Source organism: Stenotrophomonas maltophilia group sp. Smal13 (assembly GCF_030236855.1).
Taxonomy (GTDB): domain Bacteria; phylum Pseudomonadota; class Gammaproteobacteria; order Xanthomonadales; family Xanthomonadaceae; genus Stenotrophomonas; species Stenotrophomonas maltophilia_A.
In genome coordinates, this window is sequence record NZ_JASJSQ010000010.1 from 20098 (window position 1) to 35519 (window position 15422).

The 15422-nt window shown below is 67.0% G+C and carries 12 protein-coding genes and 1 pseudogene; 3 read left to right on the plus strand and 10 right to left on the minus strand.

The features are described from left to right. A complete protein-coding gene (locus tag QRO95_RS05420; protein ID WP_121504881.1) occupies positions 1-927 on the minus strand; it encodes an alpha/beta fold hydrolase in 927 nt (308 codons plus the stop codon). Positions 928-1130: 203 nt separating this feature from the next. Here QRO95_RS05420 and metF point away from each other — a divergent pair, with 203 nt between their 5' ends. Together metF and QRO95_RS05430 are read left to right on the plus strand one after the other, a co-directional pair. Then, a complete protein-coding gene (gene metF, locus QRO95_RS05425; protein ID WP_049399801.1) occupies positions 1131-1958 on the plus strand; it encodes a methylenetetrahydrofolate reductase [NAD(P)H] in 828 nt (275 codons plus the stop codon). 40 nt (positions 1959-1998) lie between these two features. Further along, a complete protein-coding gene (locus tag QRO95_RS05430; RefSeq protein WP_285301866.1) occupies positions 1999-2583 on the plus strand; it encodes a DUF4124 domain-containing protein in 585 nt (194 codons plus the stop codon). Between the two features lie 87 nt (positions 2584-2670). On the opposite strand, the gene QRO95_RS05435 is transcribed toward QRO95_RS05430, so the two are convergent. The 3 genes from QRO95_RS05435 to QRO95_RS05445 form a co-directional block, all read right to left on the minus strand. Continuing rightward, complete coding sequence (locus QRO95_RS05435; protein WP_134951140.1) at positions 2671-3627, minus strand: Nudix family hydrolase; 957 nt, start codon at positions 3625-3627, stop codon at positions 2671-2673. 113 nt (positions 3628-3740) lie between these two features. Then, positions 3741-6473: a preprotein translocase subunit SecA gene (gene secA / locus QRO95_RS05440; protein ID WP_285301867.1), complete on the minus strand. Its 2733-nt coding sequence runs from the start codon at positions 6471-6473 to the stop codon at positions 3741-3743. A gap of 341 nt (positions 6474-6814) precedes the next feature. Continuing rightward, the gene (locus QRO95_RS05445) at positions 6815-7771 is read right to left on the minus strand and encodes a M23 family metallopeptidase (protein ID WP_107432410.1); all 957 of its coding nucleotides are present in this window, start codon (positions 7769-7771) and stop codon (positions 6815-6817) included. A gap of 12 nt (positions 7772-7783) precedes the next feature. Between QRO95_RS05445 and QRO95_RS05450 the strand changes: the two genes are divergently transcribed. Beyond that, positions 7784-8233: a DUF721 domain-containing protein gene (locus QRO95_RS05450; RefSeq protein ID WP_005408086.1), complete on the plus strand. Its 450-nt coding sequence runs from the start codon at positions 7784-7786 to the stop codon at positions 8231-8233. A gap of 282 nt (positions 8234-8515) precedes the next feature. Here QRO95_RS05450 and lpxC read toward each other — a convergent pair whose 3' ends face one another. From lpxC to murC, 6 genes and pseudogenes are all read right to left on the minus strand, one after another. Further along, entirely contained in the window at positions 8516-9427 is a 912-nt protein-coding gene (gene lpxC, locus QRO95_RS05455; protein ID WP_005408085.1) for a UDP-3-O-acyl-N-acetylglucosamine deacetylase, read from the minus strand. Between the two features lie 205 nt (positions 9428-9632). Then, positions 9633-10868: a cell division protein FtsZ gene (gene ftsZ, locus QRO95_RS05460; protein ID WP_043397963.1), complete on the minus strand. Its 1236-nt coding sequence runs from the start codon at positions 10866-10868 to the stop codon at positions 9633-9635. A 170-nt stretch (positions 10869-11038) separates the two neighbouring features. After that, on the minus strand, positions 11039-12274 hold the full coding sequence (gene ftsA, locus QRO95_RS05465; RefSeq protein WP_005408083.1) for a cell division protein FtsA: 1236 nt from the start codon (positions 12272-12274) through the stop codon (positions 11039-11041). 68 nt (positions 12275-12342) lie between these two features. Then, positions 12343-13020, minus strand: a pseudogene (locus tag QRO95_RS05470) (cell division protein FtsQ/DivIB); the annotation flags it as partial. Then, positions 13017-13979: a D-alanine--D-alanine ligase gene (locus QRO95_RS05475; protein WP_285301868.1), complete on the minus strand. Its 963-nt coding sequence runs from the start codon at positions 13977-13979 to the stop codon at positions 13017-13019. The gene QRO95_RS05475 and the pseudogene QRO95_RS05470, both read right to left, overlap by 4 nt. Next, positions 13976-15412, minus strand: coding sequence for a UDP-N-acetylmuramate--L-alanine ligase (gene murC, locus QRO95_RS05480; protein WP_012510048.1), 1437 nt, complete (start codon positions 15410-15412; stop codon positions 13976-13978). The genes QRO95_RS05475 and murC overlap by 4 nt, the downstream gene beginning before the upstream one ends. Positions 15413-15422: the final 10 nt, after the last annotated feature.

The following is a 15422-nucleotide window of genomic DNA, read 5'->3' on the forward strand; positions in this document are numbered from 1 at the left end:
TCAGTGGTGGCGGTCGAGGAAGGCCTGCACCTGTTCCTGCAACCAGCGCGGATCATCCCACATCAGGAAGTGGAAACCCTGCGCGCTCATCGCGATCTGTACGCCCTGCAGTTTCGCGTACTGCGACTGGAACACCGCCCGGGTGCCGTCCTCGGTGCCACCCATCGGCTGGTAGCCGGCCCAGCTGCCCAGCACCAGCGTCGGTGCGGTGATCGAGGCAATGCTGTCACGCAGGTCAGTGGTCATCACCGCATGCATGGCATCGGCCGTGGTCTGGCGATCGCTGTCTTCGCCCCAGCGGCCCAGTTCGGCCTGGCGCTGCGGATCGCGGGTCATGCCCGGCAGGCCCGCCTTCAACTGCGCCTGCCATTGCGCGGCGTCGGCGGCCAGCATGCCCTTGCGCAGCTGGTCGGCCACCGGCCGCACGCTGTCAGCGGTGGCCTTCGGGTCACGCGCGGCCGGCAGGAATGGCAGGGCGTCAACCACCACCAGCGCGCTGACCGCCTTCGGCTCGGCCTGCGCCATCTGCAGGCCCAGCAGGCCACCGAGGCTGTGGCCAACCACCACCACCGGGCCCAGATGCTGGTCATGCAGGTAGGCCAGCAGCTGCCCGCGCATCGCCGGCAGGAACTCGACCGGGCGCGGATCGGCCGCGAGCGCACCGGCAAAGCCGGGCAGCTGCACCAGATGGCACTGCACATCCTTCAGGGCCAGGCAGGTCTCGCGCCACACCTCGGCGCTGCTGTTGAGGCCGGGAATCATCAGCAGCGGGCGGCCCTTGCCGACCACCTCGACCTGCACCTTGCCCGCCGCCGGGGCGCTGGCGGCGTGCGCCGAGCCGGAGCCGAGCACGGCCATCGCCATGCCGATCATCGCCAGCCGGGCCAGCGCCTTCATTGCGTACCAGAGTGCCAGGAAGATCTTCATCGTCTGCTCCTTCATCAGGTGGGTGGTGCCGGGATGGGCTCAGCGTGCCGCCGGCCATGGCACCCGGGGGGCGATTTCGGAGCAGCGGCCGATCGCCGGGGCGAACGGTCGCAGGCGGCTGACGATGTACGCCCGCACAAATTGACAACATCCATCTTGATGAAGCGATATACTAATCCGCACCCGCCGCTGCCGCCCGTGCCATGACCGCCATCAGCTTCGAGTTCTATCCGCCCAAGACCGACGAACAGCGCAGCCAGCTGGACCGCGCCGCGGCCAGGCTGAAGGACTACGGTCCCGAGTACGTGTCGTGTACCTTCGGCGCCGGTGGCTCGACCCTGAGCTATACCTCCGAGACCGTGCGCCATCTCAACCAGCACCATGGCTTCGATGCCGCACCGCATCTGTCCTGCGTCGGTGGCACCCGTCAGGAAATCCGCGAGCTGCTCAAGCTGTACCGCGCCATCGGCTGCCGCCGCCTGGTCGCGCTGCGCGGCGATCTGCCGTCGGGCATGGGTTTCCCCGGTGACATGCGCTATGCCGCCGAACTGATCGACTTCATCCGCGCCGAGCACGGCGATGCGTTCCATATCGAAGTGGGCGCGTACCCCGAAACGCACCCGCAGGCTTCCGACGCACTGGCCGACCTGAAGCATTTCAAGGCCAAGATCGACGCCGGTGCCGATGCGGCGATCACCCAGTACTTCTTCAACCCTGATGCCTACTTCCATTTCGTCGACGAAGTGCGGCGGCTGGGCGTGCAGGTACCCATCACGCCCGGCATCATGCCGATCGCCAACTTCAGCCAGCTGCGCCGCTTCTCCGAACAGTGCGGTGCGGAGATCCCGCGCTGGATCAGCCGCAAGATGCAGGCCTATGGCGATGATGCAGAGTCGGTGCGTGCATTCGGCACTGAAGTGGTGGCCAAGCTGTGCCAGCGCCTGATCGAAGGCGGCGCACCCGGCCTGCACTTCTACACCTTGAACCTGGCCAAGCCGACCACTTCGGTGCTGAAGCTGCTGCAGGGCTGAAAGCACGGCGCGCAAGCGTGATCGGCGCTACCCTGCGAGGATGATCCGGCTTTCCTTCCTGCTGTTGCTGCTGCCGCTGTGCGTTCTGTCGAGCGCCGCCCACGCACAGTCCACGCGCCTGAACCGCTGCACCGATGCCCAGGGCCAAAGCGTCTACACCGACAGGCCCTGCGACAGCCTGGGCGCGCGGTCGCGGTTGCCACCGCCTGCGCCCGCCGGCAACACCCTGCAGCGCGACACCCTGGGGGCACGCTGCCCGCGGCGGCTGAGTGAACTGGTGGACGCGCTGCGCGTCGGCATCGTCAGCAACGATGTGAATCGGCTGTCCTCACTGTATCTGTGGGGCGCGGTTTCCGATGCGAGCGCGCAGCGCATCCTCGGCCAGCTGGAATCGTTGGCGCGGCGGCCCCTGGTGGACGTGGTGCCGGTGTATCCGTCACAGGCGCTGCCGCAATCGCAGGATGAGGATCAGAGCCCTGCCGCGTTGGGATCCGACCCTGTGGCCTCTGTGGCGCGGCATCCCATCGGCCTGCGCCTGGAGCAGACCCTGCCCGGCAGCGCGTCGCGCGCTTCGACGGTGCTGGGGTTGCGGCGGCAGTACGGGTGTTTCTGGATCACGTTGTGATCGCGAGCATCCATCCACGCATGGCGTGGATCTACTGCCCCCATCCCACACGGTAGCGCCGGGCCATGCCCGGCGAGCGAAGCAGCCTTACTCCGGCCACAGCGCGCGAATCGCGGCGATGCCCTGCCCACCATGGCGACGCGCTTCGGCGATGTGACCGCGGCCCATGCCGCCCAGCGCATAGATCGGCAGTGACACCTGCGCGCGCAGCTCGGCGAACGCGTTCCAGCCCAGCGGCACGGCATCGGGATGGCTGGCCGTGGCCTGCACCGGGCCCAGCACGGCGAAGTCGCAGCCCAACCGCTGTGCGGCCTGCAGCTGCTGCAGGTCATGGCAGGACGCGGCCACCAGCTGGCCTTCGGGCAGCGGACGCTGCGACAACTCCAGCAGCTGCTCGCTGCCCAGGTGCACCCCCACGCCCAGTACGCGCGCGCGTTCGATATCGCGGTTGAGCAGCCACTGCACCCCGCTGCGACGATGCGTGCGCACGGCCTGTTCGACCATCGCCTGGCGCTGCGGATGTGCCGTCGGCAACCGCAGCTGGATGCGCTGCTGGCCCGCCGCCACCACACGCTGCAGCTGCTCATGCCAGTGCTGCACGCCGTCGGCGTCATCGGACGGCGCCGGGGTGATCAGGTAGCTGTCGGGTTGGCGCAGCGCGGCCACCACCGGCAGATCGGCCGGTGGCATCGAATAGCGACCCAGTTTGTCCGGCGCCACCCAGGTAATGGCCTGGCCCTCGCGGCCACGTGGCGTCCCCTTCCAGCTGCGCACGTGGCGCACTTCCAGGGTCAGGTGCTTGTCCGGGTAGCGCTGCGGCACATCCATCAGCCATTCGCCGACATCGGCTTCGATGCCCAGTTCCTCGCGTAGCTCGCGAACCAACGCCTGTTCGGAGGTCTCGCCGGATTCGCGCTTGCCGCCGGGGAACTCCCACAGGCCGGCCATGTCGCGGTTCTCGGTACGACGGTTGAGCAGCACGCGGCCACGGGCGTCAGTGATGACGGCGGCCACGACGTGGATCGATCGGGTGGGGGGAGCCATGGGGGAAGCATGCCCAGAACAGGGCGGCCCGCGCAATCTCGGATCGGGCCGGATCAGCCCCGCGAAACAGCCGCCATGAAAAAAGAGCCCCGCTTTCGCGGGGCTCTTCGGGGTCAGCTCAGCTGGCCGTGGCAGTGCTTGTACTTCTTGCCACTGCCGCACGGGCATGGATCGTTGCGGCCGATCTTCGGCTCATCGCGCTGCGCCTGTGCAATGCCCTGCTGGGCAGCCTGCACCTGCGCGGCTTCCTCGTCGGCGCTGTAGCCGCCTACGTCCTGGTGCTGGAACTGCGACTGGCTCAGGCGCGCTTCGGCCTGCTGGCGTTCGGCTGCTTCCAGCGCCTGCACTTCCTCGTCGCTGCGGATGCGCACGCGCGACAGCAGGGTCACCACTTCGCGCTTGACGTTCTCCAGCATGTCCGAGAACAGCTCGAAGGCTTCCTTCTTGTACTCCTGCTTCGGCTGCTTCTGCGCGTAACCACGCAGGTAGATGCCCTGGCGCAGGTAGTCCATGCGCGCCAGGTGCTCCTTCCAGCTCTGGTCCAGCACGGTCAGCATCACGTGCTTCTCCAGCGCGCGCATGGTTTCCTCACCGACACCGGCTTCCTTCTCGGCGAAGTGCTGGTTGACGCGCTCCTGCACCTTGGCAGCGATGGCTTCGGCGTCCAGCTCTTCGTGCGACTTGACCAGGTCGGTCAGCGACATCTGCAGGCCGAAGTCCGACTCCAGGGTCGCTTCCAGACCACGCAGGTCCCACTGCTCGTCGATCGAGTTCGGCGGCACGAAGCGGGCCACCACGTCGAAGATCACGTCGTCGCGGATGCCGTCGACGTTGTCCTTCACCGACTCGGCGTCCAGCAGTTCATCGCGCTGTGCGTAGATCACCTTGCGCTGGTCGTTGTTGACGTCGTCGAAGTCCAGCAGGTTCTTGCGGATGTCGAAGTTGTGGGCCTCGACCTTGCGCTGCGCCTTCTCGATCTGGCGGCTGACCAGGCGGTCCTCGATGACGTCGTCTTCCTTCATGCCCATCATGCGCATGGCCTTCTGCACCCAGTCGGAGGCGAAGATGCGCATCAGGTTGTCTTCCAGCGACAGGTAGAAGCGGGACGAACCCGGGTCACCCTGGCGGCCCGAACGGCCGCGCAGCTGGTTGTCGATACGGCGCGACTCATGGCGCTCGGTACCGACGATGTGCAGGCCGCCGGCAGCCTTGACGGCCTCGTGGCGCTTCTGCCAATCGGCCTTGACCGCGGCCTTCTGTTCGTCGGTCGCGCCTTCGCCCAGCTCGTGGATTTCCGCTTCCAGCGAACCGCCCAGCACGATGTCGGTACCACGACCGGCCATGTTGGTGGCGATGGTGACCGCGGCCGGACGACCGGCATTGGCGACGATGGTCGCTTCGCGATCATGCTGCTTGGCGTTGAGCACTTCGTGCTTCACGCCGGCCTTGCGCAGGTGCTCGGACAGCATTTCCGAGGTTTCGATCGAGGTGGTACCCACCAGCACCGGCTGGCCACGCTTGGCGCACTCTTCGATGTCGGCCAGCACCGCATTGAACTTGCCCTTGCGGTTCAGGAACACCTGGTCCGGGCTGTCCTTGCGGATGGTCGGGCGGTTGGTCGGGATCACCACCACTTCCAGGCCGTAGATGCTCTGGAATTCGAAGGCTTCGGTATCGGCCGTACCGGTCATGCCGGACAGCTTCTTGTACATGCGGAACAGGTTCTGGAAGGTGATGCTGGCCAGCGTCTGGTTCTCGCGCTGGACCGGCACGCCTTCCTTCGCCTCCACCGACTGGTGCAGGCCATCGGACCAGCGGCGGCCGGACAGGGTGCGGCCGGTGAACTCATCGACGATGACCACTTCGCCATCGCGCACGATGTAGTCCACGTCACGCTGGTAGATCGCGTGCGCGCGCAGCGCGGCGTTCAGGTGGTGGACCACGGTCAGGTTCTGCGGCGCGTACAGGCCTTCGGTCTCGCCGTCGAGGATGCCGGCCTCGACCAGCAGCTGCTCGGCGTGCTCCATGCCCGCTTCGGACAGGTGCACCTGCTTGCCCTTCTCGTCGACCCAGAAGTCGCCTTCGCCGTCTTCCGCTTCCTGCTTGACCAGGTTCGGCACGACGCGGTTGACGCGGATGTACAGCTCCGGGGAATCGTCGGCCGGGCCGGAGATGATCAGCGGGGTACGTGCTTCGTCGATCAGGATGGAGTCGACTTCGTCGACGATGGCGTAGTGCAGGCCGCGCTGGTAGCGGTCGGCCTTGGACAGCGCCATGTTGTCGCGCAGGTAGTCGAAGCCGAATTCGTTGTTGGTGCCGTAGGTGATGTCCGAGGCGTAGGCTTCACGCTTGTCGCTGTGCGGCATGCCCGGGTACACCACGCCCACGCTCAGGCCCAGCCAGTTGTACAGCTTGCCCATCTGCGCGGCGTCGCGGCGGGCCAGGTAGTCGTTCACGGTGACCACGTGCACGCCCTTGCCTTCCAGCGCGTTGAGGTACACCGGCAGGGTCGCCACCAGGGTCTTGCCTTCACCGGTGCGCATTTCTGCGATCTTGCCCAGGTGAAGCACCATGCCGCCGATCAGCTGCACGTCGTAGTGGCGCATGCCCAGCACGCGGCGACCGGCTTCGCGGCAGACCGCGAACGCTTCCGGCAGCACCTTGTCCAGGGCTTCACCGTCGGCGATGCGCTGCTTGAACTCCGGCGTCTTGGCCTGAAGCTGCTCGTCGGAAAGCTTCTCGATCTCCGGCTCCAGCGCATTGATCTTGGCGACGATGCGGTTGAGCTGGCGCAGCTGTCGTTCGTTACGACTGCCAAATACGCGGGTAAGCAGGCTGTTGATCATTGAAGGAACCGGGTTGGATGGACACGACGCCCGGCCTCCCCCTTGGGATCCGTCCGCCGCAAACGAAACAGGGCGCCTGGCGCCCTGTCGATGGCAACACCCATTGTAGCTTGGGACGGCCGCAAGGGGTTTCAACCCTTTGGCGGCAATGGCATCCGAACACTCCCGGTAGTGCCGGCCGCTGGCCGGGTACGCGTCAGCGCATGCGCGCTGGCGCTCCCACGCTTCGCTGCGCGAACCGTGGGCCCCACTTACCTCGCCTCCACACCCCCGCGCCTACGGCGCTGCCCCCGTACTCCGGGGGCGGTAGTGCCGACGGCAGCCGGCACCCCAATGGGGCATCAGCCGCGGCTGACGCGGCCGACCGGCGTGTTGCCGCCGTCGCCGAGGAACTTGCGCGGGTTGACCACGTTGCCGTTCTCCCACACCTCGAAGTGCACGTGGGCGCCGGTCGAACGACCGGTGGAACCGGCCTTGGCCACTTCCTGCCCGGCACGGACCAGGTCGCCGACCTTCACCACCAGGCGCGAATTGTGCGCGTAGCGGGTGACGTAGCCGTTACCGTGGTCGACGTCGACCACGTTGCCGTAGCCGCCCTTCACGCCGGAGAAGCTGACCACGCCTTCGGCCACGGCCATCACCGGGTCACCGACCCTGGCGTGGAAGTCCATGCCCTTGTGGGTGGCGGCACCGCGGCCGAACGGGTCGGCACGGGTGCCGAAACCGGAGGTCACGTAGCTGTTGCGGATCGGCATGCGCGACGGCACGGCGTTCTGCTGCAGCTGGTGGTCGAACATCAGCGATTCCATCACCGACAACTGGCGGCCTGAAGCTGCGAAGCGCTGCTCCAGCACCTGTAAGTCGGCGTTGACGTCCTTGACCGGGATGTCGCTGGTCGGGCCGCCGGCGTCGCCGTCACCGAGACCGGGGGTCTCGTTGAAGTCGAACTCGCCGTCTTCCAGCTTGCCCATCTGGGTCAGCCGTTCGCCGAGGGCGTTGAGGCGGGTGGCCTGGGCCTGCAGCTCGCCGAGGCGGGCCGCCAGCGCGTTGACCTGGGTCTGCGCATCGCGCTTGACCTTGGCCAGCTCTGCATCCTGGCGCTCGACCTTGGCCTGCAGGCGGGAATCATTCAGCGCGCTGGCGCCAATGCCGCCGGCAAGGCCGATAATGCAGCCTACCCCGAGCACGCTGCCCAGCAGGGCGCGGGGGCGGTCCTCGAAATAGAACCGCAAACGCGCGATCGGCGACGCTTTGGCCTGTCCTTCACGCGTTTTGATTACGATCTTTTTGAATGCCATCAGTGAGTTTTCATGTCTGAGCCGAAATCCAGCGTTCGCCCCGCGTCAGTGCCGAAGCCGGCGCTGGATGCGGTGATGGCGGACAAAAGCGGGAACCCGCTGCGGCGTGCCTTGTGGCTCGACGCGCTGGACCGTCAGTTGCGCCCCCAGTTGCCGCCACCTCTGCGCAGCCGTTGCCGGCTGGCCAATGTGGACGGGGAACACCTCGTTTTTCTCGTCGAGTCCCCGGTCTGGCATGCCAAGTTGCGGCTTGCCGAAGCCCAGTTGCTCGACGCGGCCCGTTCCATCGGGCTGAAGGCCACCAGGGTGACCATCAAGACTGCGTCTCCCACTCCCACGCGCTCCCCAGCGCTCGACAACCGGAATGGACCCCACGCAGTTTCAGCCGCCACGCACAAAGGGCTACGCGACGCCTTGGCTTGCCTGCAGGACGTTCCTTCGAAGCCGAAGAAGCGGTCCTGACGACAACGGAGCATCCGGCTCCGCTCCCCGTCGCGCGTGTCACCACGGCGTGAAACATTTCGGGGGCCGGGTCGCATCCTAGCTGCCATCCGGGGGCCTGTCGTTAGATTGTTGTTAAAACTACGTTAAATTCAGGCTTCCGATCCAACAGGTTCACAAAACCGTGACCTCGAACCGGCCTTGACGCGCGTCAAGCATGCTGAATGCGCCGGACACGCCTGAAACGACAACGCCGCCCTGGAAGGCGGCGCTTTTGTCTTTCAATTCAACGATCTACAGGAATCAGGCGTAGGCCGGAGTGGCATATTCCACCGGGTCCGGGGTGGCCGGCGAGTCGAAGCTGACCCATTCCCAGGCGGTGGCGTCGGCCATCAGCGCCCGCACCAGCTTGTTGTTGAGGGCGTGACCGGACTTGAAGCCTTCGTAGGCACCCAGCACCTGGCCACCGGCCAGATAGAGGTCGCCGATCGCGTCGAGGATCTTGTGGCGCACGAATTCGTCGGCGTAGCGCAGGCCGTCTTCGTTGAGCACGCGGAACTCGTCCAGCACGATGGCGTTGTCCATCGAACCGCCCAGGCCCAGGTTGCGCTCGCGCATGTATTCCAGGTCGCGCATGAAACCGAAGGTGCGCGCGCGGGAGATTTCCTTGGTGTAGGCCAGCGTCGAGAACTCGATTTCCTGGCGCGACTGCTTGGCCGGGATCATCGGGTGATCGAACTGGATGGTGAAGCCCAGCTTGTAGCCCTCGTACGGGCTGAAGCGGGCCACCTTGTCGCCCTCGGTCACTTCCACGGTCTTCAGCACGCGGATGAAGCGCTTGGGCGCGTCCTGTTCCACGATGCCTGCCGACTGCAGCAGGAACACGAACGGGCCGGCCGAACCGTCCATGATCGGCAGCTCGGCCGAGGACAGTTCGACGATGATGTTGTCCACACCCAGGCCGGCCAGCGCCGACATCAGGTGTTCGACGGTCTGGATCTTGGCGTCGTTGCAGGTCAGGCCGGTGCACAGGGTCACTTCGGTGACCAGTTCGGCCTTGGCCGGCACTTCCACCACCGGGTCCAGGTCCACGCGACGGAACACGATCCCATGGTTGACCGGTGCCGGGCGCAGGGTCATGTAGACCTTGTCACCGCTGTGCAGGCCAACGCCGGTGGCGCGGATCGTGTTCTTGAGGGTGCGTTGCTGGATCATGGGGGATGGGCCGGAAGTGACACATTAGATTAACACGCGCCCTCCCCTACCCTGGCTGAAACGCCAGTGAAGGCTGCCGGCAGGATGCACCGGCACGCCGCGGGGACGCGCGTGAAGCAGGGCAGCCGGACCCATCCTGGCCCGGCGCCCGCGTTTTCAGGACATGGTGGCGCAACCCGGGGAGGACAAGCCCCGGGCGCCCCGCTTAGTCCGCCTGGCGGCGCAGGAACGCCGGGATGTCCAGGTAATCGTTCGGCAGTTCCGCCGCCGCCGGGGCCGAAGCGGCCGGGGCCGAGGGAGCGGAGGCTGCCGCGGTATCGCTGCTGGCGCGACGCAGGCCCAGACCCATGCCGCCCACGGCCTTGGACACGGCGTCGCCGCCGTTGTCGAAGTCACCGAATTCCGGCTGGCCGGTGGTGGCATTGCGGACCAGCTTGATCGGCGCACGCTCGCCCGGACGCTGGGTCTTGCTGGCCGACACGCGGTTCAGGCCGGTAGCGACCACGGTCACGCGCACTTCGTCCTGCATGTCCGGATCCAGCACGGTACCGACCACCACGGTGGCGTCCTCGGAAGCGAAGCCATCGATGGTGCGGCCGATCTCGTCGAACTCGGCCATGGTGAAGTCGGCGCCGGCGGTGATGTTGACCAGGATGCCGTTGGCACCGGCCAGGTTCACATCGTCCAGCAGCGGGTTCTGGATCGCGGCTTCTGCCGCGGCCTGGGCGCGGTCATCGCCACGGGCGGTGCCGGTACCCATCATCGCCAGGCCCATTTCGGACATAACGGTGCGCACGTCGGCGAAGTCGACGTTGATCAGGCCCGGACGCACGATCAGGTCGGCGATGCCCTGCACGGCGCCCTGCAGCACGTCGTTGGCGGCACGGAAGGCCTGGATCATGGTCGCGTTGCGACCCAGCACGGTGATCAGCTTCTCGTTCGGGATGGTGATCAGCGAGTCGCAGTGCTGGCTCAGTTCCTCGATGCCCTTCAGCGCCACCTGCATGCGGCGACGGCCTTCGAACGGGAACGGCTTGGTGACCACGGCCACGGTCAGGATGCCCATTTCCTTGGCCAGCTGTGCCACCACCGGCGCAGCGCCGGTGCCGGTACCACCGCCCATGCCGGCGGTGATGAACACCATGTCCGCACCCTGCAGGGCGTCCATGATGCGCTCACGGTCTTCCAGCGCGGCCTGACGGCCGACTTCCGGGTTCGCGCCTGCGCCCAGGCCCTTGGTCACGTTGGTACCCAGCTGCAGCTGCAGCTTGGCACCGCAATTCTTGATGGCCTGCGAGTCGGTGTTGGCGGTGATGAATTCCACGCCGTCCACCGCCGAGTTGACCATGTGCGCCACGGCATTGCCGCCGCCGCCGCCCACGCCAACCACCTTGATCACCGCATTGGGTGCCATCTTTTCGATCAGTTCAAAATGCGCCATGTCCGTGTCCTCGTTGTATCCGCTTTGGCTGGCATGGGCATTCGGGCGTCCTGCCGTCCTGCTGCATGCCGACGTTGCGGCTGTGTGGGTTGTGTGTTGCCGGTGTTGCGTTGTGCTACGGGTACTGCGGGTGCTGCGCCCGGGCGATGCCCGGTGTTACGGGTTCCGCGTCAGAACTCGCCGCGGAACCAGGTCTTGAGTTTCTTGAACATGCTTCCGGCGCGCCCGGTCGGCAGCGACGGCCGCCGCGGGTGCTCGATCTGGCTGCCCATCAGCAGCAGGCCCACGCCGGTGGCATGCACCGGGTTGCCCACCACTTCGCCCAGGCCGGTGACGTGCTGCGGGATGCCCACGCGCACCGGCATCTGCAGCATTTCCTCGGCCAGTTCGACCACGCCTTCCATCTTCGAAGCGCCACCGGTCAGCACCATGCCGGCGCGTACCAGTTCCTCGAAGCCGGAGCGGCGCAGTTCGGCCTGCACCATCTCGAAGATTTCCTCGTAGCGGCCCTGCACGGCCTGCGCCAGCGAATGGCGCGGCATGCGGCGCGGCGGGCGGTCGCCCACCGACGGCACCTGGATGCTTTCCTCGGCGGTGGCCAGCTGGGCCAGGGCGCAGGCATAGCGCACCTTGATCTGCTCGGCTTCCGGGGTCGGCGTGCGCAGCATGTGCGCGATGTCATTGGTGACGTGGTCGCCGGCGATCGGCAGCGAAGCCGTGTGGCAGATCGCGCCCTGCACGAACACCGCGATATCGGTGGTGCCGGCGCCCATGTCGACCAGCACCACGCCCAGCTCGCGCTCGTCAGCGGTCAGCACCGCCACGCTGGAGGCCAGCGAGGACAGCACCAGGTCGTCCACCTGCAGGCCGCAGCGCTGGACGCACTTGCTGATGTTGGCCGCAGCCGACTGCGCGCACACCACCAGGTGGGCATGCACTTCCAAGCGCACGCCGGTCATGCCGACCGGGTTGCGGATGCCTTCCTGCGAATCGTCCAGCACGTACTCGCGCGGGATCGCGTGCAGGATCTTCTGGTCGGCCGGAATCGCCACGGCCTTGGCCGCATCGAGCACGCGATCCAGGTCGCCCCAGGTCACTTCGCCGTCGCGGATCGGCACGATGCCCGGCGAGTTCTTGCACTGCACGTGGTTGCCGGAAATCGAGGCATACACCGAGCGGATCTCGCAGCCGGCCATCAGCTCGGCTTCTTCCACCGCGCGCTGGATCGACTGCACGGTCGATTCGATGTCCACCACCACGCCACGCTTGAGCCCGCGCGACTCGTGCGAGCCGATGCCGATCACTTCGATCGGGTTGCCCGGCGAGTACTCGCCCACCAGCGCCACCACCTTGGAGGTGCCGATGTCCAGCCCAACGATCAGCGATTTGTCACCCTTGCGATTCATGTCCTTTCCTGCGTCCTGCTGGCTGGGGTCGCCGGCGTTTTCGCCGGCGTGGCCGGGGTACCCCAGCTCAGCGTGAAACCATTGGTGTAACGGAGGTCGGCGCGCTCGATCGGCGCGTCCTGACGGTTGAGCTGCGGCAGCACCTTGACGAAGCGCTGCATGCGCGAGCGCGCGTCGTCGCGGCCGACCACCACTTCGGTACCGTTGCTCAGCACCAGCGACCAGCTGCCGCGCGCATCCATCGTCACCCGGCGCACGTCGACGCCGGCCGGTGCGAACAATGCACGCGAGTCGCTGTACAGCTTCATCACTTCTTCGGTCTGGCTGTCGGGGCCGTCCAGTTCGGGCAGCGCCAGATCGGCCAGCTTCTTCGGCGTGGGGAACAACTTGCCCTGCTCGGAAACCAGGCGGTCGTTGCCCCAGCGCGCGAACGGCTTGTGCTCGACCAGGGTCACTTCCAGCACGTCCGGCCACTGCTTGCGCACCTGCGCGCTTTCCACCCACGGCAGCTGCTCCAGGGCGTCCTGCGCGTCCTGCAGCTTGACCGCGAAGAAGCCCGCGTGCGCGTACGGCAGCAGCACCTGCTGCAACTGCTCGGCCGGCACCCGCTTGAACTCACCATGCACGCGCAGCTTCGCCAGCGGCCAGCGCTCGGCGCCGACCCAGCCATTGACCACGGCCACCACCGGCAGTGCAACCACCGACAGCGCCAACAGCCAGACGAAGATGCGCAGCACCGCGTTCATGCGTGCGAGGCCTCCAGGGTCTGTTCCAGCACGCGCCACACCAGCTCTTCGAAGCTGATGCCGGCCTGGCCTGCGGCCTTGGGCACCAGCGAATGGCTGGTCATGCCCGGCGCGGTATTCACTTCCAGCAGGAAGAAGCGGCCGCTGCTGCGATCGCGCATCACGTCCACACGGCCCCAGCCACGGCAGCCAGCGGCACGGAACGCGGCGAGCGCGATGCGGCGGATTTCCTCTTCGTCGTCACCGTCCAGGCCTGGGCACAGGTACTGGGTGTCCTCGGCGATGTACTTGGCGTTGTAGTCGTACCACTGGCCCTTGGGCACGATGCGGATCGACGGCAGTGCGACATCGCCGAGGATGGCCACGGTCAGCTCGTCGCCCACCACCATCTGTTCCATCAGCAGCTGGCCGTCGTAGCGCGCGGCCAGCGCCACGGCTTCATCGAGGCCGGCATCGTCGGTGACCCGGCTGATACCCACACTGGAGCCTTCATTGGCCGGCTTCACCACTACCGGCAGGCCCAGTTCGGCTGCCAGTGCATGCACCGTGGTCGCGTCCACCTTCCGGTACTGCGGGGTGGGCAGGCCCAGCGACAGCCACACCTGCTTGGTGCGGATCTTGTCCATGCTCAGCGCCGAGCCCAGCACGTTCGAGCCGGTGTACGGCACGCCGAAGGCGTCCATCAGGCCCTGCACGATGCCGTCCTCACCGCCACCGTTGTGGCCATGCAGGATGTTGAACACGCGATCGATGCCACCGGCGGCGAGCGCCTTGGCCAGCGCCGGAATGCCATCCACCGCGAACGCATCGACGCCGCGCGACTGCAGCGCTTCCAGTACGTTGCGGCCGGAGTCCAGCGACACCTCGCGTTCGCTGGAGCTGCCGCCGAGCAGCACGGCGACGCGGCCGAACACGGCCGGGTCGGTCACGCGCAGCGGCCGGAAGGTCAGCGCGCTCACGCCTCGCCCTCCCCCTTGAAGCCTTCCACCGCGATATGGGTGGCCACGGCACCGATGTCGCCGGCACCCATCATCAGCAGCAGGTCACCGTCCTGCAGCACGTCCGGCAGCACGCTGGCCAGCTCGGCGGCCTTGCCCACCACCACCGGCTCGCTGCGGCCACGCGCACGGATGGCGCGGGCCAACGCATGCGAATCGGCACCAGCAATCGGTTCCTCGCCGGCCGGGTAGACCTCGCTCAGCACCAGTGCATCGACGCTGGACAGCACCGCGGCGAACTTGTCGAACTGGTCGCGGGTACGGCTGTAGCGGTGCGGCTGGAAGGCCACCACCAGGCGCTTGTCGGCCCAGCCACCACGGGCGGCGGCGAACACCGCTTCCAGCTCGCTCGGGTGATGACCGTAGTCGTCGATGATGCGGACCTTGGCGCCGCTGGCGGTGGTCACTTCGCCCAGATCGTTGAAGCGACGGCCGACACCGGCGAAGCCTTCCAGTGCGCGCGCGATCGCGTCCGGTGCCACGCCCAGCTGCCAGCCCACCGCAGCGGCGGCCAGCGCGTTGAGTACGTTGTGCTTGCCCGGCAGCGCCAGCACCACTTCCTGGCTGGTGCCCTGCGGCAGGCGCAGGGTGAAGCGCATGCGCGAGCCTTCCTGCACCACGTTCTCGGCGCGCACGTCGGCCTGCGGGCTCATGCCGTAGCTCATCACGTGGCGCGGGGTCTTGGCAGCCAGAGCCGCGACTTCCGGATCGTCGATGCACAGCACCGCCAGGCCGTAGAACGGCAGGCGCTGCAGGAACTCGGCGAACGCCGCCTGCACGCGGGCAAAGTCGTTGCCGTAGTTCTCCAGGTGATCGGCGTCAATGTTGGTGATGATCGACATCAGCGGGTTCAGGCGCAGGAAGCTGCCATCGCTTTCGTCGGCCTCGGCCACCAGCCACTGTCCACCGCCCAGCTTGGCGTTGGCGCCGGCAGCCAGCAGCTGGCCACCGATCACGAACGTCGGGTCCAGGCCGCCTTCGCTCAGCACCGCCGCGGTGAGACTGGTGGTGGTGGTCTTGCCATGGGTACCGGCCACGGCGATGCCGCGACGGAAGCGCATCAGCTCGGCCAGCATCGCCGCACGCGGCATGATCGGAATGCGCTGGCTGCGCGCTTCCATCAGTTCCGGGTTGTCTTCGCGGATGGCACTGGAGACCACCACGCAGTCGGTGCCCAGCACGTTGGCTGCGGAGTGGCCGCGCATGATGCGCGCACCCAGGCTGGCCAGGCGACGGGTCGCCACGTTGTCGGCGTTGTCCGAGCCGGACACCTCATAGCCCAGCGTCAGCATCACTTCGGCGATACCGCTCATGCCGGTGCCGCCGATGCCGACGAAATGCACGCGCGGGAACGCGCGCACCAGGTCGTTGGTGTCGTGCAGGCGACGGATCATGCGCGGCCTC

Excerpts from the sequence above, each read along its gene's own strand:
- QRO95_RS05420 (WP_121504881.1), bottom strand. The coding sequence starts at position 927 with ATGAAGATCTTCCTGGCACTCTGGTACGCAATGAAGGCGCTGGCCCGG.
- secA (WP_285301867.1), bottom strand. The coding sequence starts at position 6,473 with ATGATCAACAGCCTGCTTACCCGCGTATTTGGCAGTCGTAACGAACGA.
- QRO95_RS05435 (WP_134951140.1), bottom strand. The coding sequence starts at position 3,627 with ATGGCTCCCCCCACCCGATCGATCCACGTCGTGGCCGCCGTCATCACT.
- QRO95_RS05430 (WP_285301866.1), top strand. The coding sequence starts at position 1,999 with ATGATCCGGCTTTCCTTCCTGCTGTTGCTGCTGCCGCTGTGCGTTCTG.
- lpxC (WP_005408085.1), bottom strand. The coding sequence starts at position 9,427 with ATGATCCAGCAACGCACCCTCAAGAACACGATCCGCGCCACCGGCGTT.
- metF (WP_049399801.1), top strand. The coding sequence starts at position 1,131 with ATGACCGCCATCAGCTTCGAGTTCTATCCGCCCAAGACCGACGAACAG.
- ftsZ (WP_043397963.1), bottom strand. The coding sequence starts at position 10,868 with ATGGCGCATTTTGAACTGATCGAAAAGATGGCACCCAATGCGGTGATC.
- murC (WP_012510048.1), bottom strand. The coding sequence starts at position 15,412 with ATGATCCGTCGCCTGCACGACACCAACGACCTGGTGCGCGCGTTCCCG.
- ftsA (WP_005408083.1), bottom strand. The coding sequence starts at position 12,274 with ATGAATCGCAAGGGTGACAAATCGCTGATCGTTGGGCTGGACATCGGC.
- QRO95_RS05450 (WP_005408086.1), top strand. The coding sequence starts at position 7,784 with ATGTCTGAGCCGAAATCCAGCGTTCGCCCCGCGTCAGTGCCGAAGCCG.
- QRO95_RS05445 (WP_107432410.1), bottom strand. The coding sequence starts at position 7,771 with ATGGCATTCAAAAAGATCGTAATCAAAACGCGTGAAGGACAGGCCAAA.